Below are 23,715 nucleotides of genomic sequence, written 5' to 3'. Positions count from 1 at the left end.
GTGAGGGTCGCGACGCTAGCCAGGCGATGTTTCGACCGCGTGTGCGCGCCGTTGCCGCCGTGCTCGATCTCCGCGACAGTCGGTGGAGCGCTGGGACGCGCGGCCTACCCTGGTGTCATGACGCACGACGGTGGCCCACGACGCGAGAGCTGGAGCGCGCGCACCAACCGCGCCGTGCACGGGGCGACCACACGCGTCGACGGGCAGACGGCCGACGCCGCGCACCGGGCCGTGGCCGTCATCGTCCCGGCCGTGCGCCTGCTGCGGATCCCGTCGCTCGTGCTGGCGGTCGCACCTCTGCCGTTCCTGGCAGCCACGTTCGCGCTCGGCCTGGCGTCCGGCAGCACCGTCGGCACGGTGCTCGTGGTCGCCGCGGTGCTGCTGGCCCTGGTGCCCGCTGCCTTCGCGGCACGTCGGCACCGGGTGCTCCGGGCGGTAGAGGAGCCCGACCAGCTGGCCACCGAGCTGGGCATCGCGGTGAGCCTGAGCGACAAGGTCGACGAGACGCGCGGTGCCCTCACCTCGATCGCCGGCGGCGGGGGATGGCGGGTGCTGTCCCGGCTCAAGGGCGTGTGGTCGGGGGTCGGCATGACCGGACGGTGGATCGACGGCGTCGGCGACCTGCCGCGCGCCCGGTACTTCGTGCCGCCCAAGATCGGTACCTCGGTGAGCCTGGTCCTCGCCACGCTCTGGACCGTGCCGATCTCGGCGCTGCTGGCCTTCTTCGCCCTTGTCGCGGCCATCGCCGGCACGCTCTGACCAGAACGGGTCCCCCGACGAGCGCGTCGGGAGTGCTTCACTGGATGTCATGAACGGTCCGGCGTCCTGGCCACCCGTCCCTGCCGTCATCGGCCATCGCGGTGTGCCGGGCCTGCGCCTGGAGCACACCCGCGCGTCCTACGAGCTGGCGATCGAGCTGGGCGCCGACTACATCGAGCCCGACGTGGTCGCCACGCGCGACGGGCACCTCGTCGTGCGGCACGAGAACGAGATCGGGCACACCACCGACATCGCCACGCGCCCGGAGTTCGCCGATCGCCGCACCACGAAGCAGATCGACGGTGTCTGGCTCAGCGGCTGGTTCACCGAGGACCTCACGCTCGCGGAGGTCAAGTCCCTGCACGTGCGTGAGCGGCTCCCGCAGCTGCGGCCCCAGAACCTGCCGCTCGCCGGCACGCAGGAGGTGCTCACGTTCGAGGAGGTGCTCGAGATCGCGCGGCGGGCCGACCGCCAGGTGGGGGTCTACGTGGAGACCAAGCACCCCACCTACTTCCGCGGACTGGGGCTCGACCTGGACGACCGGCTGCTCGACGCGCTGGAGGCCGCGGACCTGAACCGCCCCGACGCCGACGTGCCGGTGGTGATCCAGTCGATGGAGACCGCCAACCTGCGCGGGCTGCGTCCGCGCACACCGCTCACGCTCGTCCAGCTGCTCGACCGCAAGGAGGCCCCGTGGGACCTCGTGGCGGCCGGTGACCCCCGCACCTACGCGGACCTGACCACCAGCGACCAGCTGGCCGAGCTCGCCCGGCACGTCGACGGCATCGGTCCCAACAAGACGCTCGTGATCGCACGGCGGCGAGGTCACTGGCTGGACGGGGAGACCGGCCTGGTGGAGCGTGCGCACGCGGCCGGCCTGCTCGTGCACATCTGGACGATGCGCGACGAGAACAACTTCCTGCCCGCCGACTTCCGTTCCAGCGACGACGTGGCCGCCCACGGCGACGCCGAGGCCGAGTACCTCGCATTCTTCGACGCCGGGGTGGACGGGGTGTTCAGCGACTACGCCGCCACCGCGGTGGCGGCCCGCGACCGTTGGCTCGCCGCCGGGGGTCAGTCGCGGCGGTCGGGATCGATGTCGTCGGTCTCGTCGTAGTCCGCGACGTCCGGGGCGGCAGGCGTCGCAGCCTGCGGGCCACGGGCGCGTCGGCTGACGACGAGCGTCGCGACCAGGCCGAGGGCGCCCAGGACGATGAGCCCGACCGCGACGGCCCGCCCGATCTGGTCGCCGTCGAGCACGTCCTGCCCCTGCGCCGCCCACAGGCCGGCCACGGCGAGGAAGAACAGGCCGAAGAGCGTGTTGAACGGCCGCACGCGGGGGCGTCGGTTCGAGATCGGCGAGGTGGTCATGGTGCTCCTGTCGGGACGTGTGTCGGGGGCGGGCGCGGTGGTCATGGGCGACGCACCTCCACCTGGCCGAGCGAGTGGGTGACGTCGATCGTGAGGGCCGGACCCGTGGCGGAGGCCCGCAGTCGCCGGTCGACCCCGCTGTCGCGCTCCCCGAGGATCACGAGGTCGCCGGCGCGAACCGACGCGTCGACCGCGACGGGCACGCCGTCGGGCACCACGACCACGGTCTGGCCCATGCCGGTCTCGATCTCGATCGTCCGCCCGAGCAGGGCGTCCGGGTCGGACACGTCGGTGAGGTCCAGCTCGAACTGGCCGAAGCCGAAGGAGTAGCCGTCGCGGACCTGCGACGCGCTCTGCGGGGCGACGTCCAGCTCTCCGCCGCGAAGCGTGGGGACCAGGGTGCCCAGGGCGAGCACCGGCAGCAGGAGCAGCCCGACCAGCACGAGCGGGAGACCTCCGCGGGCGAAGGTGCAGAGCACGAGGCCCAGGCCGACGACCGCGAGGGCCACGGCCACGTAGGTCGGCCACGTCGGGTCGGCCACGAGGCGCACCACGGCGAGGGCGATCGCGATCGACGACAGGGTGAGAAGCGTCGGGATCCAGCTGTACGGCTCACGTGGTTCCCGCGGGGGCGGGGGCTGGATCGAGCGGCGCGGCTCCGACGGGGGCGTGGGCGGCGGGCCCGCGGTCGGGTGCTCACCGGGGGCGGTTTCGAGGACGACCGTGTCGGTGGGGGCCGACGACCACGTCGTGGCGGGATCGGCCGCCGTCGGGCGGGTGGAGCCGGAGGGATCCGACCCGATGTCGACGCCGTGGCCGTCGTAGCCACCTCGTCGGCCCCCGCGCCGGACCAGCCAGACGACCAGGGCGACAGGTCCGCCGATGACGAGCGCGGCCCAGAAGAGCCCGTCCCCACCCCAGCCCCAGCCGCCGTCGCCGAGCACACCCAGCACGGCCAGCACCGCGGCCACCACGAGTCCGGTGTCGCGCACCTGCGCCTCGCTGGTGTCGAGCCCGAACCACTCGCCGACGTGGCTGCGCGGCTCGTCGTCGGCGGGCAGGAGCAACCAGCCCGCGACGTAGAGGATGACGCCGGCGAGCCCCACGAAGCACAGGACGACGGTGAGCACCCGCACGACGACCGGGTCGATGTCGAAGCGGCGTGCGACTCCGTCGCAGACGCCGGCGAGCATGCGGTCGTCGGAGCTGCGGCGCACCTCGGAGAAGGCACGGAAGCCGCGACGCGGGCCGGGTGCGTGGGTGCTCGCGCCCGGGTCGGGCGCCTGGTCGGTGGGAGGGGGCTGCGTGGTCATGGCTCCATCGTCGGCCGGGAAGGGCGTCCGGCACCATCGGGCGCGACCCTGGTCCGACCCTGGTTCCGATCCCCGGCGACCTCGGGGGACCGCGGGTGCGACACCTGGTGGCGCCGGTTCGCGCGCACGTGTGACGATGCCGAGGTGAGCCAGACCGCCCTCGGAGCCAGGACCCCTCCTGGTCCGTCCTCCGACCGCCCCCGGGTGCGGCGCGCCTACCGTCCGGCGGACCATCGCGTCGTCGGCGGCGTCGCGATGGGGCTGGCCCAGCACCTCGACGTCCCGGTCCTGTGGGTGCGCGTCGGCTTCGTGGTCACCACCTGGTTCAACGGCGTGGGCGTCCTGGCCTACTTGCTGCTGTGGCGGTTCATGCCGCTGCGCCGGCCCGAGCTGTCGCCCGGGCTGGAGTCCGCGAGCCGTCGGGGCATGCGTGCCGCGGGCCGCCCCGGCGTCCTCGAGATCGTGCAGACCGTGGCCGTGCTCGCCGTGGGCGTGGGGGTCCTCTTCCTCGTGCAGGGCGGAGGTCGGCTCACTGGCTCGCTGCTGATCCCGCTGCTCATCGTGGTGGTCGGGGTCGCGGTCGTCTGGCGCCAGATCGACGACGCCGCCTGGCAGACCTGGCTCACCCGCACCACCGGGTGGGGCTTCGTGGCCCGCATCGCCGTCGGGCTCGGCCTGGTCGCCCTCGGTGCCGTGTACCTCGTGACGCAGGAGCGTGGCCTCTCCGCCGTGCGCGACCTCGGGTCGGCCCTGGCCATCGCGGTCGTGGGCCTGCTCCTGCTCCTCGGGCCCTGGATCATCTCGCTCGTGACGGCCCTCGGGAGCGAGCGTCGTGAGCGCATCCGCACGCAGGAGCGTGCCGACGTGGCCGCGCACCTGCACGACTCGGTGCTCCAGACGTTGGCGCTGCTGCAGAAGAACGCCGACGACCCCGCCGCCGTCGCCACCTTGGCGCGGCGTCAGGAGCGCGAGCTCCGGTCCTGGCTCTACGGGGACGAGGAGTCCCCGGGCGACTCCCTGGCCGCGGCCCTGCGGGAGGTCCGCAGCGAGGTGGAGCAGACGCACCAGCTGGTGGTCGAGCTCGTGGTGGTGGGCGACACGGCGCTCGACGCCGATCTGGTGGCGCTCGTCCGCGCCACGCGCGAGGCCGTCGTGAACGCCGCCAAGCACGCCGGGGTGGATCGCGTCGACGTGTACGCCGAGGTCGGCAGCACGCAGGTCGAGGTGTTCGTGCGCGACCGCGGGACCGGCTTCGACCCCGACCTGATCGCCGACGACCGGATGGGCGTCCGCGGCTCCATCGTGGGCCGGATGGAGCGCCACGGCGGCACCGCCCGGGTGCGCAGCACGCCGGGGGAGGGCACCGAGGTGGCGCTCACCCTCACCCGGCGCGCGGCGCCCGTCGCGGGCGAGACCTCTCCGGTGCGACCCGATCCTGCTCGACCCGAGGCCGAGGAGGCCCCATGACCGACGACCGTTCCTCGACCGGCCACCCGGGCGGCAGCGGGACCCTGCGCGTGCTCATCGTCGATGACCACGCCATGTTCCGCACCGGCGTGCGCGCCGAGCTCGAGAAGGACCCCCGGCTCCAGGTGGTGGGCGAGGCCGAGGATGTCGACTCCGCCGTCCCCGCCGTCGTGGAGCTGCGTCCCGACGTGGTCCTGCTCGACGTGCACATGCCCGGGGGCGGGGGAGCTGAGGTGATCCGGCGGGTCGTCCGCACCGCACCGGACGTGCGGTTCCTGGCGCTGTCGGTCAGCGACGCCGCCGAGGACGTCATCGGCGTGATCCGCGCCGGTGCGCGCGGCTACGTCACGAAGAACATCTCCGGCAGCGAGCTCGTCGACGCCCTCCACCGCGTCGCCTCGGGCGACGCCGTGTTCAGCCCTCGCCTCGCCGGCTTCGTGCTCGACGCCTTCGCCGGGACCATCGAGGTGGCGCAGGTCGACGAGGACCTCGACCGTCTGACCGAGCGCGAGCGCGAGGTCATGCGGCTCATCGCCCGCGGCTACGCCTACAAGGAGGTCGCGAAGGAGCTGTTCATCTCCGTCAAGACCGTCGAGACCCACGTGTCGAGCGTGCTGCGCAAGCTGCAGCTCTCGAGTCGCCACGAGCTCACCAAGTGGGCGAGCGACCGGCGTCTGATCTGAGGTCCGAGGTCCAACGGCTGAGTGCTTGACGCCGTTCGGCCTCGGCCCGCGTGTCCTTCGAGGGGCTCTCGGTCGGTGGTGCGTCGCCTTCGCTGGGTCTGCGCTCGTTGGTGCGTCGCCGTCGCGGGGTCTCCGCTCGTCGGTGCGTCGCTCCGGATGGATCCTCGCCCGCTGCTGCGCTGCTGCGGCGCCGAGTCGGGTCGGTCTCCGAAAGGGCCTCGACCGGCGGACGGGTTCGGGCTCGGGCGAGCACTCGGAGCGTAGCTCGGGGGGACGCAAGGTTCTGCGTTCGTGCGTGAGGGGGCGAAGGATGCTGCGTTCGTGTTCGGATCCCGTCGTGAACGCAGCCTCGTTCGGGGCTCCGCACGCGAAGGCAGAATCCTGCGTCCGCGGGGGTGATGGTGCGCGGCGGTGGGTCAGGGATTCTCCCTCTGCGCGGACCGTTCCACGTAAAGGGAGAATCCCTGCCCCTACGGGGCCTCTGGGCGTCGCCACGATGCTTCCTTCGCGAGCAACGGTCCACGCGAAGGGCGAATCGTGAAGGAATCCCGCGCAGAGGGAGAATCGTGGCCGCGCCCCGCACACTCGATCGAGCCCAGACTCCCTGCTCCGGTCGAGGCCCTTTCGGAGACCGCCCCGACTCGGAGCCACAGCGCCGCAGCAGCGAGCGAACGCCCAGACGCGCCCGGCAGACCCCGCCGGGCCGAGACCCCCGCTCCGGTCGAGGCCCTTTCGGAGACCACGCCCACTCGGAGCCGCAGCAGCGCAGCACCACGCGCAGACCCACCCACAGCGCCGCAGCACCACGCGAAGACCCACCCACAGTGACGCAGCACCACGCGGAGACCCAGCCGAAGCGACGCAGCACCACGCGAAGACCCACCCACAGCGCCGCAGCCGCGAGCGAACGCCCAGCGCAGGCCCGGCGTGGACACTGGTCCCATGGACCTCCTGCTGCTCGCCGTGATCGGCGTCCTGGTCATCGTCGTCGCCACCACGCTCGCCGGTCGGCTGGGTGTCGCGGCGCCACTGATCCTCGTCGTGGTGGGCGTCGCGATCTCCTACCTGCCGGGCGTGCCGGAGTTCGAGATCTCGCCCGAGGTGATCCTGGCGGGGGTCCTGCCGCCGCTGCTGTACGCGGCGTCGGTGAACATGCCGGTGATGGACTTCCGGCGGGACTTCCGCGCCATCAGCGGGCTCTCGGTGGTGCTGGTGCTCGTGTCGGCCACGACGCTCGGTCTGCTCCTGCCCCTCGTCGTGCCCGGCATCGGGTTCGCCGAGGCCTTCGCGCTCGGGGCGATCGTCAGCCCGACCGATGCCGTGGCGACGTCGATCGTGCGGCGCACCGGCGTGGCCCCGCGGCTCGTCACGCTGCTCGACGGGGAGAGCATGCTCAACGACGCCACCGCACTGGTGCTGCTGCGCACCGCGGTCGCCGCCACCGCCACGAGCGTGCCGCTCTGGCGGGTCGGTCTCGACTTCGTCCAGGCGGTCGTCGTGGCGGCGCTGGTCGGCGTCGTGGTCGCGGTCGCGAGCCTCGTCGTGAGGTCGATCGTGGAGGACGCGACGGTGGCCACGTCGATCTCCTTCGTCGTCCCGTTCCTCGCGTACTCCCCGTCGGAGCACCTCGGCGGGTCCGGACTCGTGGCCGTCGTCGTCGCCGGACTCGTGATCGGCTCGCGCGGCCTCGTCGAGCTGCGCGCGGAGGATCGCATCGCCGAGACGGTGAACTGGCGGACGATCGCCTTCCTCCTGGAGGGTGGCGTCTTCCTGGTCATGGGTCTGGAGCTGCGTCCGTTGCTGGGCGACTTCACGGACTCCGGACAGTCCTGGGGCCGGCTCGTCGTCGTCACCGCGATCGCGCTCACCGTCCTGTGGGTCGGCCGCAGCCTGTACGTCGTGCTCCTGCTGCTGGACCTGCGCCGAAGCCGCAAGGCCAAGGTCCGACGTGCTCCGCGGCTCGCGTCGATCCGCGAGTACCTGACGTCCGATGACGCCCAGGCGCTCTCCCAGCGCCGTCGGGAGCGAGCGCTGCAGGCCGTCGCGCGTCGCGAGGCCGACGTGACGTTCCACGAGGAGCAGAGGCTCGGTCGGCGCGACGGTGTGGTCCTCGTGTGGGCGGGCATGCGGGGTGTCATCACCCTGGCCGCGGCCCAGACCCTCCCGCCGGAGACGGCGCAGCGCAGCCTGCTGGTCCTGGCGGCCTTCTGCGTCGCCGGCACGTCGCTGCTCGTGCAGGGCGGCACGCTGTCGTGGCTCGTGCGTGGGCTCGGGGCCGACTCCGACCGGACGGAGCAGCAGCGCGAGCAGCTGCGGGCCCTGCTCGAGGCCATGGGCGACGTCGCCGACGCGCGGTGCGCGGAGGTCGGCGACCGCGGTCTCGAAGGTCGTCGCCTCGACCCGTCGGCCGTCGAGCAGGTGCGCCGCCGTCGCACCCCCGCGGCCGAGTGGGCGTGGGCGGGGGAGGACGGCCCCGAGCGTGATCGCCGCCTGCGTGACTTCGCCGCCTTGCGCCGCGCCGTGCTCGACGACCAGCGGGAGGCGCTGCTCGACCTGCGCGCCGAGGGCCGGTTCGACTCCCGGGTGCTCGACAGCGTGCTCGAGCGACTCGACGTGGCCGAGACCGCCGCCGTGCGCCGGCCGCACCCCTGACGGCGTCAGGAGATCTCGGCTCGCATCACGAGCCACAGTCCGGCGAGGGTCGGCAGGAGCAGCCACACCGTCCCGGTGACCCCCAGCTGGGCCCACTCGGTGCCGGTGAGACCGCCCTCGTACAGCGCGCCGTGCGCCCAGCCGAAGTCGACCCAGCCCACGACGTCGCGGTACCAGTCCTGGGTCGCGTAGAGCAGCTGGCTGAGGGTCGGCAGGAGACCCCAGAACACGAAGTACGCCACGAGCGCCACGGCCGAGCTGCGGGTGACGACGCCGAGCATGAACCCGACGAACATGCCGAGCACCTGCGCGAGCACCAGCGTGCCGACCTGGCCGACGGTCAGGTCGATGACCGGCTCGGTGCCACGCAACGCCGGTCCCGCGTAGGCACCGCCGAGCGCCACCACGAGCGCCAGCGCCATGGCGCGGACGCCGATGATCGTCGTGACCACGGCCTTCGCCGCGATGGTCCTGCCCCGACGTGGGACGAGGGTGAAGGTGGTGAGCCCGCTCCGTTGGGACCACTCGCCGGTCACGAGCAGGATCGAGACGACGGGCAGCAGCACCGCCATGGGCGTGCCGACGGCCGAGCCGAACGTCTCGAAGGTCAGGGCGTCGTCGGGCGCCCACAGCATGACGGCGGCCGTGGCGATCACCGCGACGATGCCGATGCTCGCGAGCAGCCACGTGCCGGCCCGGGTGTCGAACGTCTTGCGCATCTCGACCCCGACCACGCGGCCGAACGGGATCGGCTCGGGCACGGCGCGGGAGCCAGGTCGAGCGGCGGTGGTGTCGGGAAGGGTGGTGGTCATGCTGCGGCTCCTGCCGGTGTCGTGGTGCTGCGGGTGGGTGTGGCCTCGCGCTGCGTCTCGGCGGTCAGCTCCAGGAACATCTCCTCCAGGCCTGCGCCGTCGGCGGCACGCAGCTCGGTCAGGTGGATCGACGCCGTGACGGCGACGTGGCCGACGGCTGCGGGCTCGGCGTCCACGCGCAGCCCGCCGCCGACGTCGGTGGTGCGGTGGCCCGCCGCGACGAGTGACGCACGCAGGGCCGGCAGGTCGGGGCTGCGCACGACGGTGCCGGCCGAGGCCAGCAGCTCGGCCTTCGTGCCCTGGGCCACGATGCGGCCCTGCCCGATGACGACGAGGTCGTCGGCGACCACCTCGATCTCGTGCAGGAGGTGCGACGACAGCAGGACGGTGGCGCCGTCGTCGGCGTAGCCACGCAGCACGTCACGCATCCACCGGATGCCGGCGGGGTCCAGCCCGTTGGCCGGCTCGTCGAGCACGAGGACCTCGGGCCGACCGAGCAGGGCCGTCGCCAGGCCGAGCCGTTGACGCATGCCGAGCGAGTAGTGGCGCACGCGGCGTGCGGACTCGGCCTCCGAGAGCGAGACGAGGTCGAGCATCTCGTCGACGCGACGGCGTGACAGTCCCATGGTGCGGGCCGCGAGGGTGAGGATCTCGCGACCGGTGCGGCCGGCGTGCTGCGCGGAGGCGTCGAGCAGGACCCCGACCTCCAGGCCGGGGTTCGGCAGGTCGACGTAGCGACGTCCGCACACCTCGGTGCTGCCGGAGGTCGCAGGGGTGAGCCCGGTCAGCACGCGCAACGTGGTCGACTTGCCGGCGCCGTTCGGGCCGAGGAAGCCGGTCACGCGCCCCGGGCGTGCGGTGAAGGTGACGCCGTCGACGGCGGTGAACCGTCCGTACGACTTGGTGAGGGAGTCGATCGTGATCATGGCCGTCAGCCTCGTCCCCCAGGGCGCCCAGAGGCATCGGGGAGCACGCTGGTCGCGACCCTGGGTGCACCCCGGGTCGACCCTGGCTCCGTGCGGTGCCTCGTGGCGGCGATCGCGCGACGTTCACCCGTCCGCAACGAACCGGGTCTAGCCTCGGACCATGAGTGACCCGCACCTGATCGTGCTGTTCGGCGCCACCGGCGACCTGGCCCGACGCAAGCTCCTCCCCGGGCTGCTGCACCTGCTGCGCTCGAGGCTGGTCGCGGACTCGCGCATCATCGCGGTGTCCATGGACGACCTCGACGACGATGGCTTCCGGGCGTTCGCCCAGCAGGCCTGCCAGGAGTTCGGACGTCCCGTCCCGGACGCGGAGTGGGACGACTTCGCCCCCAAGCTGCACTACGTGAACGTGTCCGAGGGTCCGGAGCGGCTGGCCGAGATGGCGGCGTCCCTCGAGGCGGAGCTGGGTGGTGAGCCGCGACGCCTGCACTACCTGAGCGTGCCGCCGAAGGCCGCGATCGACGTCGTGCAGACGCTGGCGCAGGCCCGCCTGGTGGACCGCTCACGGATCATCATGGAGAAGCCGTTCGGCACCGACCTCGCGTCGGCCAAGTCGCTCAACGCGCGGATCCACGAGGTCTTCGACGAGCAGCAGATCTTCCGCATCGACCACTTCCTGGGCAAGGAGGCGGCCCTCAACATCCTGGCGTTCCGTTTCGCGAACGGCCTGTTCGAGCCGATCTGGAACCGCACGTTCATCGACCACGTCCAGATCGACGTCCCCGAGACGCTCTCGCTCAAGGGCCGCTCGGGCTTCTACGAGGGCACCGGCGCGTTCAAGGACATGGTCGTGACGCACCTGTTCCAGATCCTCGCGTTCATGGCGATGGAGCCCCCGACGTCGCTGGACTCGGACTCCATCAGCGAGGAGAAGAACAAGGTCTTCCGCTCGATGCTGCCGCTGAGGGCCTCCGACGTCGTGCGCGGCCAGTACCAGGGCTACCGCGAGGAGCCGGGGGTCGCGAGCGACTCCGAGACGGAGACCTTCGTGGCGCTCCGTGCGCAGATCGACAACTGGCGCTGGGCCGGGGTGCCGTTCTACCTGCGGACCGGCAAGCAGATGGCCGAGGGGGCGCGCATCATCTCGATCGCCTTCAGGGAGCCACCGAAGTCGATGTTCCCCGCCGGCTCGGGGGTGGGGTTGTCGGGTCCGGACCACCTGACCTTCGACCTCGCGGACTCCTCGCGCATGTCGTTGTCGTTCTACGGCAAGCGGCCCGGGCCGGGCATGCGGCTCGACAAGCTGTCCATGCAGTTCGCCATGCAGGACACGGCCCGTGCCGACGAGGTGCTCGAGGCCTACGAGCGCCTCATCCTGGACGCCATGAAGGGGGAGCGGACCCTCTTCACCACCGCGGAGGGCATCGAGCGGTTGTGGGAGATCTCCCAGCCGCTGCTCGACGACCCGCCGCCGGTGCGTCCGTACCCGCCGGGCACGTGGGGTCCGAACTCGGTGCACCAGCTGATCGCCCCCCGAGCCTGGCGGCTGCCGTTCGAGCGGACGTGGCGCAACCCCAACGAGTTCGCCCAGTAGCCCAGTAGCCCAGCAGCCCAGGCGCCGGACGGAGTCAGGGGACGTCGCGCACCAGGTGCACGACCGGGAACGGGCGGCCGAAGGCATCGGTGGTGTGGGTGCGCAGCCGCGTGAAGCCGTGTGCGGTGTAGAAGCCGAGACCGTGGGTGTTGCCCGCGTAGACCTCCACGCTCGTGGGACGCACGTGGTCGAGCAGCAGGGTGCCGATGCCGGTGCCGTGCACGGCGGGCTCGACGTAGAGGAGCTCCAGGTGCGGTCCCCGCACGCCGGCGAGCCCGAGCGGGCGCCCGGTCGCGTCCTCGGCCACCCAGACGTCCATGGACGGCAGCAGGGCGTCACGCAGGTACGGGTGGGCCTCGGCGAAGTCGTCGTCGGACATGAACCCGTGGCTGGTGCGCGCCGCCCGTTCCCAGAGGTCGGTCAGGTCGTCCAGGTCGCGCTCCCTGGCGAGCCGGACGGACACGGGGCCGGTGCTCATCGGCCCCACGCGTCGTCGACCAGCCGTAGCGCCTGGTCGCGGGAGAGGCCTGCCCGGCGGGCGTCGGCGACGTAGCGGGCGGCCGAGACCCGGGTGTCCTCGTCGACGGCGACCACGGCGGCGACGAAGGTGCCGCGTCGGCCGTGGGTCTCGATCACGCCGTCGGCCTCGAGCTCGCGGTACGCCCGAGCCACGGTGTTGACCGCGAGCCCCAGGTCGGCGGCCAGCTGGCGGACCGTCGGCAGCTTGTGGCCGGGGGGCAGGGAGCCGTCGGCCGCGCCGGCGGCCACCTGTCGACGCACCTGCTCGAAGGGGGGCTCGGCGGTGGCCGGGTCCACGACGAGGGCGATCATGCGGCCACCGCCTGGCGGCTGGTCCGGCGGACGGCGACGAGCCCGACCACCAGCGCGACCACGAGGGCGCCGAGGAGGAGGGCCGTCGTGCGCAACGTCCCCGGACCGGCGGCGATCGCGGGGGCGAGCAGCGCCGTGAGCGTCAGGACGCCACCGCTGGCGAGCAGGTTCTCGGTGAACCGGTCGATGCTCACGGCGCCGGCGACGGTCGCGACGGCCAGGGTCTGGTCGTCGTTGGCGACCAGCGCCTGCCGCACCATCCGGGCCCGGACGCCGATGCAGACGACCATCACGACGAGGGCCCCGCTCGCGGCGGCCACGGCACCGTTCCCGCCGTCGACACCGTCGACGAGGGTGGCCACGGCGAGCGCGAGGGCGGCGACGGCTGCGGCGACGAGGGCCATCTCGCCGAACCGTTCCGCGGTGCTGCCGTGAGCCGTGCGCGGCACCAGGGACGCGGCTCGGCGGCCCCTGGGTGACGGGGTCCGGCGCACGACGTTGACGGCCTCGGAGGCGACGGCGCACACGACGGCCGAGGTCAGGACGATCGCGACGTCGGCGAGGCCGTCGGGGCCGGAGGTGTCGCCCGCGCCGACGCCGGACACGAGCGGCACGATGCCGAGGATCGTGCCGATGCCCGTGCCGACGGCGCCGACCCGCAGCCGACGGGTCAGCTCGGCGACGAGGGCGTCTCGGTCGACGTCGACCCGGGTGCGTCGGGCCCACACCCCGGCCTGCGCGACGGCCTGGCGCGGCGCCGTGGAGTGCAGCACGACGGCGAGTGCCAGCAGGACGATGACGAGGGTCGTGGTGCTCATGGTGGTTCCTCGATCCGGGTCGACAGCGGTTTGTCTCAACCTTTGTACCGCATTGTAGTGACACAATCAAGTGCGGTGAGCCCGGCCGATGACTAGGGTGGCCGACGTGTCGGGGTGGACGTCGGGAGTGTCGGCGCTGGTCGCGGTCCTCGCCCTCGCGGGGTGCGCTGGTGAACCCGCACCCGCGCCGACCGTCGCGAGCGACCCGATGGAGGTTCGCGCGGGTTCCGCGCTCGACGAGCTGAAGGACTCACTCGCCCGCGAGGGAGGTGGCACCGTCGACGTCAGCCGCTACTCGTACGGGGACGGCGCCGCCGTCGCCCCTGAGCAGGTGAGGACCCTGAGCGTCCACGCCACAGGCGAGGTGTCACTGGTCTCGTTCGACGGCGGCCCCTCCATCATCGAGAACGGTGACGGCGCCGTGGAGCTCGACCGGGATGCCGGGTGCTGGCGGCGGTCGTCGTCGGAGCGGGTCAGGATGCTGTCCGGGACGGACGAGACCGGGCGTCTCCCCGCCGTCGTCCTGGACCTGCTGGACGACGCTCGAGGACGCCGGGCCGAACCCGCGACCGACGACCCGGGTTGGACGACCGTCACCGCCTCGGTCCCCGAGTCGGCGCTGCTGGCTCTCGTCGAGCCCGCCGTCCGCCAGGACCCCGAGTGGTCGACGGCGACCGACGCGACGCCGGTGAGGATCTCGTTCCCGGAGGAGGGCCCCCAGGCAGCGATGGTCGTGGAGGTGTTCCTGCCGCCGCTCGTGGAGTCCGGGGAGGAGCTCGGCATCGAGGCACTCTCCGGAGCGCGCGGCCAGGCGGCCGCTGACGACCAGACCACGCTGTCGTTCGCCGTCGTCCAGGGCTCGACAGGGGAGGGGCCGGCGACACCCGATCGGCTCTGCGGGTTCGACGGCTGACCGCGCGTCGGGTGCGCCGGGTCGTGTCCGGCCCAACGACTAGGCTGGACCGGTCATGACGCTGCCGTTCCCCGTGCCCCAAGGTGCCCGCCCCCCGTCCCCCTCCGAGGGCACCGGTGACCGCGCCGGAAGCGGGCGGTCCGGCCGACGCGCGGCGCGCTCGGAGACGCTGCTCGAGGGACTGAACGACGCCCAGCGGGCTGCCGTGTCCCACGCTCCCGGGCCGGTGCTCGTGGTGGCCGGTGCCGGATCCGGCAAGACCCGCGTCCTCACCCGACGCATCGCCTGGCTGATCGCCGCGCGCGGCGCCCACCCCGGCTCGATCCTGGCCATCACCTTCACCAACAAGGCCGCGGCCGAGATGCGCGAGCGCGTGGCCGAGCTGGTGGGCGGGCCCTCGCGTGCCATGTGGGTCAGCACGTTCCACTCCTCGTGCGTGCGCATCCTGCGGCGCGAGGCCAACCGCTTCGGCTACACGTCGACGTTCAGCATCTACGACGCGGCCGACTCCCGACGCCTCATGACCATGGTCTGCCGTGACATGGGCCTGGACCCCAAGCGGGTGAACCCGCGCGCGGTCCTGCACTGGGTCTCCAACCTCAAGAACGACCTGGTCGACCACGAGTCCGCCGGCGGCCACGCCACCAACGGCACCGAGGAGCTCTACGCCGAGGCGTACGGGCTGTACCAGCAGCGGCTGCGCGCGGCCAACGCGATGGACTTCGACGACCTGATCATGCAGACCGTCCACCTGTTCCAGGCGTTCCCCGACGTCCGCGAGACCTACCGCCGCCGCTTCCGGCACGTGCTCGTCGACGAGTACCAGGACACCAACCACGCGCAGTACGCCCTCGTGCGCGAGCTGTGCGACCCCGAGACCGACCCGGACCTCGACCTCATGGTCGTGGGTGACTCCGACCAGTCCATCTACGCCTTCCGCGGTGCCAACATCCGCAACATCCTGGAGTTCGAGGAGGACTACCCGAACGCCTCCACCGTGCTGCTGGAGCAGAACTACCGTTCCACCCAGACCATCCTCAACGCCGCCAACGCCGTCATCAGCCGCAACGAGGGTCGCAAGGACAAGAACCTGTGGTCGGCGGCCGGTGAGGGCGAGCGGATCGTCGGCTACGTCGGCGACGACGAGCGCGACGAGGCCCAGTTCATCGCCGACGAGGTCGACCGGCTGACCGACGCCGGCGACGCCAAGGCCTCCGACGTCGCCGTCTTCTACCGCACCAACGCCCAGTCGCGCGTGTTCGAGGAGGTCTTCATCCGCGTGGGCCTGCCCTACCGGGTGGTCGGCGGGGTGCGGTTCTACGAGCGCAAGGAGATCAAGGACGCGCTGGCCTACGTGCGCGCGCTGATCAACCCACGCGACACCGTCTCGCTGCGGCGCATCGTCAACGAGCCCAAGCGGGGCATCGGCGACGGTGCGCAGGCCGCGGTCGAGCGGTTCGCCGCACGCGAGCAGATCTCCTTCTGGGAGGGACTGCAGCGCGCGAAGGAGGCCAGTGACCTGGCCTCGCGCTCGCTCAACGCCGTCGCTACCTTCGCCGAGACCATGGCCGAGCTGCGCGAGCTGGCCCTGTCGGGCGAGCCCGCCGACGTCGTGCTCGAGGCGGCGCTCACCCGCACCGGCTACCTGACCGCGCTCGAGTCGAGCAAGGACCCGCAGGACGAGACCCGCGTCGAGAACCTGGCCGAGCTCGTGGCCGTCGCGCGTGAGTTCGTCGTGAACGCCTCGACGGTCACCGACGAGGAGACCGGCCGCGAGGACGGCGACCTGACCCGCGGGTCGCTCGAGGCGTTCCTCGAGCAGGTCGCTCTCGTGGCCGACGCCGACGCCGTGCCCGACGAGGGTGACGGCGTGGTCACCCTGATGACCCTGCACACCGCCAAGGGCCTGGAGTTCCCGGTCGTGTTCCTGACCGGGCTCGAGGACGGCGTGTTCCCGCACCTGCGAGCCCTCGGCGACGCCTCCGAGCTGCAGGAGGAGCGGCGGCTCGCCTACGTCGGCATCACGCGGGCCCGCGAGCGGCTCTACGTCACGCGCGCCATGAGCCGAGCGGCGTGGGGTGCTCCCTCGTACAACCCGGCGTCGCGCTTCCTCGACGAGCTGCCCGGCCACCTGCTCGACTGGCGTCGTGAGGCGCAGTCGCCCACGGCCTGGACCCGCGCCGCGTCGTCGAGCGGACGGTCCACGTCCAGCGCCCCGGCGTTCACCGCCAAGGCCGCGGCGGCCCGGTCGCAGCGCAAGCGCGACATCCCCTCCCTCGACCCGGGGGACCGCGTCACCCACGACAGCTTCGGTCTCGGCACCGTCGTGGCCCTCGACGGCCAGGGCGACAACGCCGTCGCGAGCGTCGACTTCGGCTCCCAGGGCGTCAAGCGCCTGCTCCTGCGCTACGCCCCCGTCGAGAAGCTCTGAGCAGTCGGTCGCGCCCTCCCGGCCGGGTCCGCACCGTCAGAGGTGGGTGGCGCGCGGAATCGGCTGGTCAGAGGCAGGTGGCCCGCGGAATTAACCGGTCGCAGGTAGGTGGCACGCGGATACACGACCTCATTCCGCGGCTCTCCTACCTCTGACGGCGCGATTCCGCGTTCTACCTACCTCTGATGGCGTGCTCGGCCGCGGCGCAGGGACTGTTCCGTCCAGGCTTCTTTCGGGGCCGACCTGGATCGGAGCCGGGACACCGCAGCAGCGGACGAGGTCGCGACGGATCGAGGAAACCTGCCGATCGGCGCAGCCTGCTGGAGCCTGACCAGCAGGGTCAGGGGGTGACGCCGTGCTCGCGGAGCGCGGCGTCGGGGTCGACGGGACCGCCGCCGCCCGGGTGCACCTCGAGGTGCAGGTGTGGGCCGGTGACGTTGCCCGTCGAGCCGGTGTAGCCGATCGTCTGTCCGGCGCCGACCTTGTCGCCGACGGAGACGGCGACCCGGCTCTGGTGCGCGTACCAGATCTCCGTGCCGTCGTCGAGGGTGACGATGGTGCGGTTGCCGTAGGCGCCCTCGTAGCCGGCCGACGTCACGGTGCCCGCGGCGACCGACACGATGGTGGAGCCCGACGGTCCGGCGAAGTCGAGGCCGGTGTGGGTGCTCGACCACAGTGAGCTGGCCTGGCCGAAGCGCGCCGTGAGGCGGTAGCCGGTGACGGGCAGGACCCACTGGTTGGACTTGTACTCGTCAGCGACGTTCTGCGCCTTGTCGCGCAGCTCCTCGTCGACCTTGAGCTTCTGCGAGGCCTGCTGCTCCGTCTGGCGCTGGAGCGTCGCCTTGTCGATCTCGGGGGTGACGTCGACGTCCTGCGTGCCGGTGTAGCTGGCCGAGATCGTCTGGTAGCCCGACTGCAGCGCACCGCGGTCGGCCTGCGACGAGAAGGCGCCGGCACCGATGCCGGCGACGACGAGGGCGAAGGCACCCGCGGCGGCGGGCGTCAGCCGGAAGCTCCGACGACGGCGCTGCGGGCGTCTGACGGCTCGACGTCCGCCGGGGAGCGTGTCACGAGGGGTCTGCTGCCGTACGTCGAGGCGACGTTTGGGGGCAGACGAAGACACGCAGGAACCTCCGGGCGGCAGGGCGGGACCCGACGAGTCTAGAGGACGCACGGGTCTGGTCAAGGAGCAAAGGTCCCGATCGCGGGCCCGACGCCGGGTTCCCCGCGTGGAACGCGGGCCCCGTGTGAGCAGGTTCACGCGCATGGGCGACGATCTCGAGGTGCCGTTCTCCCGCGTCGTGGTCGCCCTCCTGGGTCCCGACCCCGACCCCGACCCCGACCGCGACCCCGATCCCGACACCGCCGCGGACGTCGCCCTGCGGAGCGCGCGGACGGCGAGCGCGGAGGGGCACGAGGTCGTGTACCTGGGGCGGAGCGACCCACAGGCCACGGCGTGGGCGGTCAGGGCCGAGGACGCGGCCACCGCGCTGGTCGTGGCCGACGACGCGTCCGCGCAGCAGCTCCGCGACGCGCTGGACGCGATGGGGCTCCACGAGGTTCAGGTCTCCCGCGTCGCGCCGCAGTGATGCGCCCACGGTGGGTCGGGGGTCGTCCGTGCGCGTGCCGCTGTGACGCACCCCATCGCCCGGACCGGCCGCGCAGAGGCTAGAGTCCCGAGAGGCTCTGACCTACCTCAGAGGACCTGGACAACCAAGGACGGTCATCACCGTGGATCTGATGGAATACCAGGCGAAGGAGCTCTTCGCCAAGCATGGCGTCGCGACGACGCTCGGCACGGTCGTGCAGACCGCCGACGAAGCCAAGGCAGCAGCTGAGCAGATGGGCGGCGTGACCGTCGTCAAGGCTCAGGTGAAGGCCGGCGGTCGCGGCAAGGCAGGCGGCGTCAAGCTCGCCAAGACGGCCGACGAGGCCTACGAGCACGCCTCCAACATCCTGGGCATGGAGATCAAGGGCCTCACGGTCAACCGCGTGCTCGTCACGCCGGCCACGCCCCCGGTCGAGGAGTACTACTTCTCGTTCCTGCTCGACCGCTCCAACCGCAGCTACCTGTGCATCGCGAGCGTCGAGGGTGGTGTGGAGATCGAGGAGGTCGCCAAGACCAACCCCGAGGCCGTGCGCCAGATCCCGATCGACGCCGACGCCGGTGTCGACGAGGCGAAGGCCCGCGAGATCGTGGCGGACGCGAAGTTCCCGGCCGAGCTGGCCGACCAGGCCGTGGCCATGGTCCAGTCGCTCTGGAAGGTCTTCGTCGAGGAGGACGCCACCCTCGTCGAGGTCAACCCGCTCGCCCGTCTCGAGGGCGACAAGCTCGAGGCGCTCGACGGCAAGGTGTCGCTCGACGACAACGCCTCCGAGGTGCGCCACCCCGAGCACGAGGACTTCGTGATCCACGAGGAGGCCGACCCGCTCGAGGCGAAGGCCAAGGAGAAGGGCCTCAACTACGTCAAGCTCGACGGCGAGGTCGGCATCATCGGCAACGGCGCGGGACTCGTCATGAGCACCCTCGACGTGGTCGCGTACGCCGGCGAGAAGCACGGCGACGTGAAGCCCGCGAACTTCCTCGACATCGGTGGCGGAGCGTCGGCGCAGGTCATGGCCGACGGTCTCGACGTCATCCTCGGTGACCCGCAGGTCAAGAGCGTCTTCGTGAACGTCTTCGGCGGCATCACGTCGTGCGACGCCGTCGCGAACGGCATCAAGGGCGCGCTCGAGCTGCTCGGCGACGGCGCCACCAAGCCGCTCGTGGTCCGTCTCGACGGCAACAACGTCGACGAGGGCCGCGCGATCCTGGACGAGCTGGACCACCCGCTCGTGACGCAGGTGGACACCATGGACGGTGCGGCCGACAAGGCCGCCGAGCTGGCGAACGGCTGAAGGGGCTGACATGTCGATCTTCCTGACCAAGGACTCCAAGGTCATCGTCCAGGGCATCACGGGCGGCGAGGGCTCCAAGCACACCGCCCGCATGCTGGCGGCCGGCACCAACATCGTGGGCGGCGTCAACGCCCGCAAGGCCGGCACGACCGTCACCCACACCGACGCCTCCGGCGCCGAGGTGGAGCTGCCGGTCTTCGGCACCGTGGCCGAGGCCATCGAGAAGACGGGCGCCGACGTCAGCGTCGCGTTCGTCCCGCCCGCGTTCACCAAGGACGCCGTGATCGAGGCCATCGACGCCGAGATCGGGCTGCTCGTCATCATCACCGAGGGCGTTCCCGTCCAGGACTCCGCGGAGTTCTGGGCCTACGCCCAGGGCAAGAAGACGCGCATCATCGGCCCGAACTGCCCCGGCATCATCACGCCGGGCGAGGCGCTCGCCGGGATCACGCCCGCCAACATCGCGGGCAAGGGCCCCATCGGCCTGGTGTCGAAGTCGGGCACGCTGACCTACCAGATGATGTTCGAGCTGCGCGACTTCGGCTTCTCGACCGCCATCGGCATCGGCGGCGACCCGATCATCGGCACCACGCACATCGACGCCCTCGAGGCGTTCGAGGCCGACCCCGAGACGAAGGCGATCGTCATGATCGGCGAGATCGGTGGCGACGCGGAGGAGAAGGCGGCGGCCTACATCAAGGCCAACGTCACCAAGCCCGTCGTCGGCTACGTGGCCGGCTTCACCGCTCCCGAGGGCAAGACGATGGGCCACGCCGGCGCCATCGTGTCCGACGGCGCGGGCACGGCGCAGGGCAAGAAGGAGGCCCTCGAGGCCGCCGGGGTCAAGGTCGGCAAGACGCCGTCCGAGACCGCCGAGCTCATGCGCGAGATCCTCAACGGCTGACCGCACGTCTGCTGCACGAACGGGCCCCGATCGACAGGTCGGGGCCCGTTCTGCGTGCCCACGGTGCTCAGCGGCCCCGGGGCCGGTCAGGACGGCGAGGTCGGTGCCGAGAGCCCGGTCGAGGGCTGGTGGAGCAGGCGCCTCGGCCTCAGGAGGTCGGGGCGTAGGTGAGGCGCTCGCCGGCCCGCTTCACGAGGGCCTCCCACGTCTTGCGGTCCACGTCGTAGTCGCCGACGGGTGTCATGGTCACCTGGGCGACGGCCTTGCCCCGCCGCACGATGCCGGTGCGGATCACCACGCGGTCGCCCTCGGAGACCTCGAGGCTGATCTTCCAGGAGCGACCGCTGAAGCCGGAGCCCTCGATCTTCTTCTCCTGTGTCACCTCCGCGGAGAGGTTCGCGTCGGGGCAGTCGTCGATGTCGTCGCGCACCGAGTCGACGAGCTTCTTCGCCGCGTCCTCGCTGGAGTACCGCCCGACCGTCTCGGTGATGCCGAACTCGGCGGGGACGCCGACGGCGTCGGGGATGACGAAGACGCGCGAGGCGGTGGACTCCAGACCCTTGCGGCGGAAGTCGGCCTCGTCGCACTGGGTGGCCGCGGGGTTGGTTTCCGGCCGCAGCGCGCGGGTGCCGGACCACACCTTGTCGATGTCGGCGACCGGCGGCAGGTCGACGGTGCCCAGGAAGGCCACCGAGCTCGACGTGCGCGGCGGGATGGTCCGCACCACCTCGAAGTCGTCGGTGCAGCGTCCGCCGCTGTCACGGCAGACCTTCTCGACGGAGGCGTTGAGCGTCGTCGCGAACGCCTGGATGTCCGGACCGGATGCTCCGGTGCGCTCGTGGACCAGGGTGCTGGTGACGCGGCCGGAGTGCGCGAGGCCGACGGTGAAGACCTTCTGCGGGGACCGGTGGGACCGCAGGCGCAGGATCTGGAAGTCGCCGAAGGGCCGCTTGACCACGTAGGAGCCGACCAGCTGGACGCGCGGGTGGCTGCAGTCGGCGTACCAGCCCAGCGTGGTGTCGTAGGCCTTCTCCGCGGCGGCGGTGTCGCGCGAGACCTCGATCGACTCGGCCACCCGGTCGTCGGCGTCGCCGCTGCCGGTGAACGTGCGCACGAAGACCCTCAGGGGGTCGGAGTCGGCGAAGCGCTGCGGCGGGCACGTGGCGTACGGGGTCTCGTTCTCCGGGTCCTCGTCGGTGCCCGACGACGCCCACCGCCGGTCGGGGTCGAGCCGGGCCACCTGGGCCGGCGACAGCAGGTTCTCGGCGGTGATCTTGCGCGCCTCGAGCACCAGGTCGGGACGCTCGGCGCCGAGCTTCTCGCGGTACGGCAGGTCGTTCTGCGTGGCCAGGGCGTCGCCGTCGGTGGCCACCAGTCCGCCGGCGAGCACGGCGACGACGCTCGCCGCGACGAGTGCGACGGTGTTGCGGCGTCGACCGCGTCGCGCTGCGGTCCGCACCTGGTCGGCCCCGGGCATGCTGAGCTGCCCGGTGACGGCGCCGAGGCCCTTGAGGCGGTCCTCGAGGTCGGCGAGCGAGAGGTCGAGGCGCTTCTCGAGGCCGTCGAGCGCGGTGGTGACCGCCTCGATGCCCTCCTCGGCGCTCACCCCGACCTCGCGCGAGGCCTGGTCGAGGTCCGTGTCGCCGAGGGTCAGCAGGACGATGAGTCGGCGGTCGTCGGCCGACAGGTCGTGCAGCGCCTCGAGGAGCGCGGTGTCGGCGTCCTCCTCGTGGCGGCGCCGCAGAGGGTGGGTGCCGCGGCTGAGGGCCGTGAGCTTCCACGCCTCGGTGCGGACGTAGGCGAGGGGGTCGCGCTGGCGGATCTTCGACCAGTCGCGCCAGGCCCGACGGTAGGCGTCGACGGTGGCCTCCTGGGCCACCTGGCGGTCGCCGCACATGGCGTACACCGCGCGCAGACAGGTCGCCGAGGTCGCCTCGTAGAAGCTGGTGAACTCGTCGACGCGGGTCATCGAGCTCGCCTCCTCGGGGGTCTCGGCGTGGCTGGTCGGAACGCCACGACCTTACCGGGAGGATGGTGGGGTGAACCCGACCGTCGCGACCGCACCGCTGCGTCCGGGTTTCCTCACCGCGATCCTGACCGTGATCGCGGCCCTGGTCCTGGGCACGGGAGTGGCGCTGCTGAGCGGGGCCGACCTGGTCCCGTCGCTGCGCACGGGCGCGCGCGCCTGGCTGGTCCTCCAGGGCTCCGGCCTCGAGCTGCAGGGCGCCACGCTCGGTCTCGTGCCGCTCGGCGGGGTGCTGCTGTGCGTGGCGCTGACCGCCCGGGTGGCCCACGCCATGACGCCGGACCCGGTGGACTCGCCGGGAGCGTTCGCCGCCACCGTGGCGGGGACCTGCGGCGTGCTCGCCGCCGTCCTGGCCAGCGTGGCCAGCACCCCCTCGATCGTCGTGCACCCCGTGCGCGCGGCAGCGGCGGCCTTCGTGGTCTCCGGTGTCGGCGCCGCGCTCGGTGCCACGCTCCCGCACGGACGCGGCCGTGACCTCTGGCCCGATGCGTGGCGCCGGGCCGACGTCCGCCAGGCCGTGCGCGCCGGCGGCCTGGGCGCGGTCGTCCTGCTCGCCGCGGCCGCGGTCGTGGTGCTCACCCTGCTGGTGCTGCACGTCGACCGGGCGTCGCAGCTGTGGGCCCTGCTGGACCCGGGTCTCGCGGGTGCCCCCGCCCTCGCCCTGCTCTGCCTGCTCGCCGTGCCGACCATGGTCGCCTGGACGACGTCGGCCCTGCTCGGCCCCGGCTTCGTCCTCGGGTCACAGACCTCGGTCGACCTCACGGGTTCCCAGCTCGGGGCCGTCCCGGGGCTTCCGGTGCTGGCGGCCCTGCCCGCGCCCGGCGCCTTCGGTGACCTCGTGGTGGCCCTCGGTCTGCTGCCCGTGCTCGCCGGGTTCGTGGCCGGGTGGCGGCTGCCGCGCTCGTCCGGCCCGCTGCTGGGCATCCACGACCGACCCGTGCTCGCCCGGTGCGCCCAGGGCGCGGCGGCCGGCGGTGTGGCCGGCCTGCTCGTGGGGGTCGTGGTGGGCATCTCCGGCGGCGCCGTGGGTCCCGGACGCCTCGCGGAGGCGGGCCCGCCCGCACTCACGCCCCTGCTCGTCGCGGTGCCCGTCATGGCCCTGGGCGGTGCGCTCGGTGCGTTGGCGTCGCACTATCGTGGCGCCCGTGCCCCAGAGTCCGCGACGTCAGAGCGCTCGCCTCGTCGTCCTCGTCTCCGGCTCCGGAACCAACCTCCAAGCCCTGATCGACGCGACGACTGACCCGACCTACGGCGCCACGATCGTCGGGGGGGGGGGGGGGGGGGGGGGGGGGGGGGGGGGGGGGGGGGGGGGGGGGG

The 23,715-nt window shown here is 72.5% G+C and carries 21 protein-coding genes; 12 read left to right on the top strand and 9 right to left on the bottom strand.

The window, feature by feature from the left end; genetic code table 11:
• Positions 1 to 117 precede the first annotated feature (117 nt).
• Both NUV38_RS09595 and NUV38_RS09590 read left to right on the top strand, forming a co-directional pair.
• Entirely contained in the window at positions 118 to 759 is a 642-nt protein-coding gene (locus NUV38_RS09595; RefSeq protein ID WP_257728912.1) for a hypothetical protein, read from the top strand.
• Positions 760 to 808: 49 nt separating this feature from the next.
• Positions 809 to 1,876 (top strand): glycerophosphodiester phosphodiesterase family protein, encoded by a 1,068-nt coding sequence (locus tag NUV38_RS09590; RefSeq protein WP_257728911.1) that lies wholly within the window; start codon positions 809 to 811, stop codon positions 1,874 to 1,876.
• On the opposite strand, the gene NUV38_RS09585 is transcribed toward NUV38_RS09590, so the two are convergent.
• Positions 1,834 to 2,130: a hypothetical protein gene (locus NUV38_RS09585; RefSeq protein WP_257728910.1), complete on the bottom strand. Its 297-nt coding sequence runs from the start codon at positions 2,128 to 2,130 to the stop codon at positions 1,834 to 1,836. The genes NUV38_RS09590 and NUV38_RS09585 overlap by 43 nt on opposite strands.
• Before the next feature lie 41 nt (positions 2,131 to 2,171).
• Positions 2,172 to 3,443: a PspC domain-containing protein gene (locus tag NUV38_RS09580; protein WP_257728909.1), complete on the bottom strand. Its 1,272-nt coding sequence runs from the start codon at positions 3,441 to 3,443 to the stop codon at positions 2,172 to 2,174.
• 144 nt (positions 3,444 to 3,587) lie between these two features.
• On the opposite strand from NUV38_RS09580, the gene NUV38_RS09575 reads away from it, so the two are divergent.
• The 3 genes from NUV38_RS09575 to NUV38_RS09565 all read left to right on the top strand — a co-directional run bounded on the left by NUV38_RS09575 (position 3,588) and on the right by NUV38_RS09565 (position 8,245).
• Positions 3,588 to 4,910, top strand: a complete 1,323-nt coding sequence (locus NUV38_RS09575) for an ATP-binding protein (protein WP_257728908.1) — start codon at positions 3,588 to 3,590, stop codon at positions 4,908 to 4,910.
• Entirely contained in the window at positions 4,907 to 5,593 is a 687-nt protein-coding gene (locus tag NUV38_RS09570; protein WP_257728907.1) for a response regulator transcription factor, read from the top strand. The genes NUV38_RS09575 and NUV38_RS09570 overlap by 4 nt, the downstream gene beginning before the upstream one ends.
• Positions 5,594 to 6,535: 942 nt before the next feature.
• Positions 6,536 to 8,245, top strand: a complete 1,710-nt coding sequence (locus NUV38_RS09565) for a sodium:proton antiporter (RefSeq protein ID WP_257728906.1) — start codon at positions 6,536 to 6,538, stop codon at positions 8,243 to 8,245.
• 5 nt (positions 8,246 to 8,250) lie between these two features.
• On the opposite strand, the gene NUV38_RS09560 is transcribed toward NUV38_RS09565, so the two are convergent.
• Positions 8,251 to 9,057, bottom strand: coding sequence for an ABC transporter permease (locus NUV38_RS09560; RefSeq protein WP_257728905.1), 807 nt, complete (start codon positions 9,055 to 9,057; stop codon positions 8,251 to 8,253).
• A complete protein-coding gene (locus tag NUV38_RS09555) occupies positions 9,054 to 9,983 on the bottom strand; it encodes an ABC transporter ATP-binding protein (RefSeq protein ID WP_257728904.1) in 930 nt (309 codons plus the stop codon). The genes NUV38_RS09560 and NUV38_RS09555 overlap by 4 nt, the downstream gene beginning before the upstream one ends.
• Before the next feature lie 160 nt (positions 9,984 to 10,143).
• On the opposite strand from NUV38_RS09555, the gene zwf reads away from it, so the two are divergent.
• Positions 10,144 to 11,577, top strand: coding sequence for a glucose-6-phosphate dehydrogenase (gene zwf, locus NUV38_RS09550; RefSeq protein ID WP_257728903.1), 1,434 nt, complete (start codon positions 10,144 to 10,146; stop codon positions 11,575 to 11,577).
• A gap of 34 nt (positions 11,578 to 11,611) precedes the next feature.
• Here zwf and NUV38_RS09545 read toward each other — a convergent pair whose 3' ends face one another.
• The 3 genes from NUV38_RS09545 to NUV38_RS09535 are packed head-to-tail and all read right to left on the bottom strand — an operon-like array spanning position 11,612 to position 13,226.
• Entirely contained in the window at positions 11,612 to 12,055 is a 444-nt protein-coding gene (locus NUV38_RS09545; protein WP_257728902.1) for a GNAT family N-acetyltransferase, read from the bottom strand.
• Complete coding sequence (locus NUV38_RS09540) at positions 12,052 to 12,408, bottom strand: GntR family transcriptional regulator (protein ID WP_257728901.1); 357 nt, start codon at positions 12,406 to 12,408, stop codon at positions 12,052 to 12,054. The genes NUV38_RS09545 and NUV38_RS09540 overlap by 4 nt, the downstream gene beginning before the upstream one ends.
• Complete coding sequence (locus NUV38_RS09535) at positions 12,405 to 13,226, bottom strand: hypothetical protein (protein WP_257728900.1); 822 nt, start codon at positions 13,224 to 13,226, stop codon at positions 12,405 to 12,407. Before NUV38_RS09535 ends, NUV38_RS09540 begins: the two co-directional genes overlap by 4 nt.
• Before the next feature lie 106 nt (positions 13,227 to 13,332).
• Between NUV38_RS09535 and NUV38_RS09530 the strand changes: the two genes are divergently transcribed.
• Positions 13,333 to 14,139 carry a hypothetical protein gene (locus NUV38_RS09530; RefSeq protein WP_257728899.1) on the top strand — a complete coding sequence of 269 codons (807 nt, stop codon included), beginning with the start codon at positions 13,333 to 13,335 and terminating at the stop codon, positions 14,137 to 14,139.
• A gap of 55 nt (positions 14,140 to 14,194) precedes the next feature.
• Complete coding sequence (gene pcrA, locus NUV38_RS09525) at positions 14,195 to 16,570, top strand: DNA helicase PcrA (protein ID WP_257728898.1); 2,376 nt, start codon at positions 14,195 to 14,197, stop codon at positions 16,568 to 16,570.
• Between the two features lie 340 nt (positions 16,571 to 16,910).
• Here pcrA and NUV38_RS09520 read toward each other — a convergent pair whose 3' ends face one another.
• A complete protein-coding gene (locus tag NUV38_RS09520; protein WP_257728897.1) occupies positions 16,911 to 17,693 on the bottom strand; it encodes a M23 family metallopeptidase in 783 nt (260 codons plus the stop codon).
• Between the two features lie 142 nt (positions 17,694 to 17,835).
• Here NUV38_RS09520 and NUV38_RS09515 point away from each other — a divergent pair, with 142 nt between their 5' ends.
• The 3 genes from NUV38_RS09515 to sucD all read left to right on the top strand — a co-directional run bounded on the left by NUV38_RS09515 (position 17,836) and on the right by sucD (position 20,372).
• Entirely contained in the window at positions 17,836 to 18,159 is a 324-nt protein-coding gene (locus NUV38_RS09515) for a hypothetical protein (RefSeq protein WP_257728896.1), read from the top strand.
• Between the two features lie 142 nt (positions 18,160 to 18,301).
• Positions 18,302 to 19,468: an ADP-forming succinate--CoA ligase subunit beta gene (gene sucC / locus NUV38_RS09510; RefSeq protein WP_257728895.1), complete on the top strand. Its 1,167-nt coding sequence runs from the start codon at positions 18,302 to 18,304 to the stop codon at positions 19,466 to 19,468.
• Positions 19,469 to 19,478: 10 nt separating this feature from the next.
• Complete coding sequence (gene sucD, locus NUV38_RS09505; protein WP_055969374.1) at positions 19,479 to 20,372, top strand: succinate--CoA ligase subunit alpha; 894 nt, start codon at positions 19,479 to 19,481, stop codon at positions 20,370 to 20,372.
• 148 nt (positions 20,373 to 20,520) lie between these two features.
• Here sucD and NUV38_RS09500 read toward each other — a convergent pair whose 3' ends face one another.
• Complete coding sequence (locus tag NUV38_RS09500; RefSeq protein ID WP_257728894.1) at positions 20,521 to 22,341, bottom strand: hypothetical protein; 1,821 nt, start codon at positions 22,339 to 22,341, stop codon at positions 20,521 to 20,523.
• A gap of 70 nt (positions 22,342 to 22,411) precedes the next feature.
• Here NUV38_RS09500 and NUV38_RS09495 point away from each other — a divergent pair, with 70 nt between their 5' ends.
• A complete protein-coding gene (locus NUV38_RS09495; protein ID WP_308219677.1) occupies positions 22,412 to 23,638 on the top strand; it encodes a DUF6350 family protein in 1,227 nt (408 codons plus the stop codon).
• Positions 23,639 to 23,715 lie beyond the last annotated feature (77 nt).

It is taken from the genome of Aeromicrobium sp. 50.2.37 (assembly GCF_024655735.1).
Taxonomy (GTDB): domain Bacteria; phylum Actinomycetota; class Actinomycetes; order Propionibacteriales; family Nocardioidaceae; genus Aeromicrobium.
This window is presented reverse-complemented; position numbering and strand designations above follow the sequence as displayed.

What these genes read in the sequence shown, in the direction of transcription:
- NUV38_RS09515 (WP_257728896.1), top strand. Translation starts at nt 17,836, where the DNA reads ATGGGCGACGATCTCGAGGTGCCGTTCTCCCGCGTCGTGGTCGCCCTC.
- NUV38_RS09555 (WP_257728904.1), bottom strand. Translation starts at nt 9,983, where the DNA reads ATGATCACGATCGACTCCCTCACCAAGTCGTACGGACGGTTCACCGCC.
- sucD (WP_055969374.1), top strand. Translation starts at nt 19,479, where the DNA reads ATGTCGATCTTCCTGACCAAGGACTCCAAGGTCATCGTCCAGGGCATC.
- pcrA (WP_257728898.1), top strand. Translation starts at nt 14,195, where the DNA reads ATGACGCTGCCGTTCCCCGTGCCCCAAGGTGCCCGCCCCCCGTCCCCC.
- NUV38_RS09595 (WP_257728912.1), top strand. Translation starts at nt 118, where the DNA reads ATGACGCACGACGGTGGCCCACGACGCGAGAGCTGGAGCGCGCGCACC.
- NUV38_RS09540 (WP_257728901.1), bottom strand. Translation starts at nt 12,408, where the DNA reads ATGATCGCCCTCGTCGTGGACCCGGCCACCGCCGAGCCCCCCTTCGAG.
- NUV38_RS09590 (WP_257728911.1), top strand. Translation starts at nt 809, where the DNA reads ATGAACGGTCCGGCGTCCTGGCCACCCGTCCCTGCCGTCATCGGCCAT.
- NUV38_RS09535 (WP_257728900.1), bottom strand. Translation starts at nt 13,226, where the DNA reads ATGAGCACCACGACCCTCGTCATCGTCCTGCTGGCACTCGCCGTCGTG.
- NUV38_RS09560 (WP_257728905.1), bottom strand. Translation starts at nt 9,057, where the DNA reads ATGACCACCACCCTTCCCGACACCACCGCCGCTCGACCTGGCTCCCGC.
- NUV38_RS09580 (WP_257728909.1), bottom strand. Translation starts at nt 3,443, where the DNA reads ATGACCACGCAGCCCCCTCCCACCGACCAGGCGCCCGACCCGGGCGCG.
- NUV38_RS09500 (WP_257728894.1), bottom strand. Translation starts at nt 22,341, where the DNA reads ATGACCCGCGTCGACGAGTTCACCAGCTTCTACGAGGCGACCTCGGCG.
- zwf (WP_257728903.1), top strand. Translation starts at nt 10,144, where the DNA reads ATGAGTGACCCGCACCTGATCGTGCTGTTCGGCGCCACCGGCGACCTG.
- NUV38_RS09545 (WP_257728902.1), bottom strand. Translation starts at nt 12,055, where the DNA reads ATGAGCACCGGCCCCGTGTCCGTCCGGCTCGCCAGGGAGCGCGACCTG.
- NUV38_RS09570 (WP_257728907.1), top strand. Translation starts at nt 4,907, where the DNA reads ATGACCGACGACCGTTCCTCGACCGGCCACCCGGGCGGCAGCGGGACC.
- NUV38_RS09565 (WP_257728906.1), top strand. Translation starts at nt 6,536, where the DNA reads ATGGACCTCCTGCTGCTCGCCGTGATCGGCGTCCTGGTCATCGTCGTC.
- NUV38_RS09585 (WP_257728910.1), bottom strand. Translation starts at nt 2,130, where the DNA reads ATGACCACCTCGCCGATCTCGAACCGACGCCCCCGCGTGCGGCCGTTC.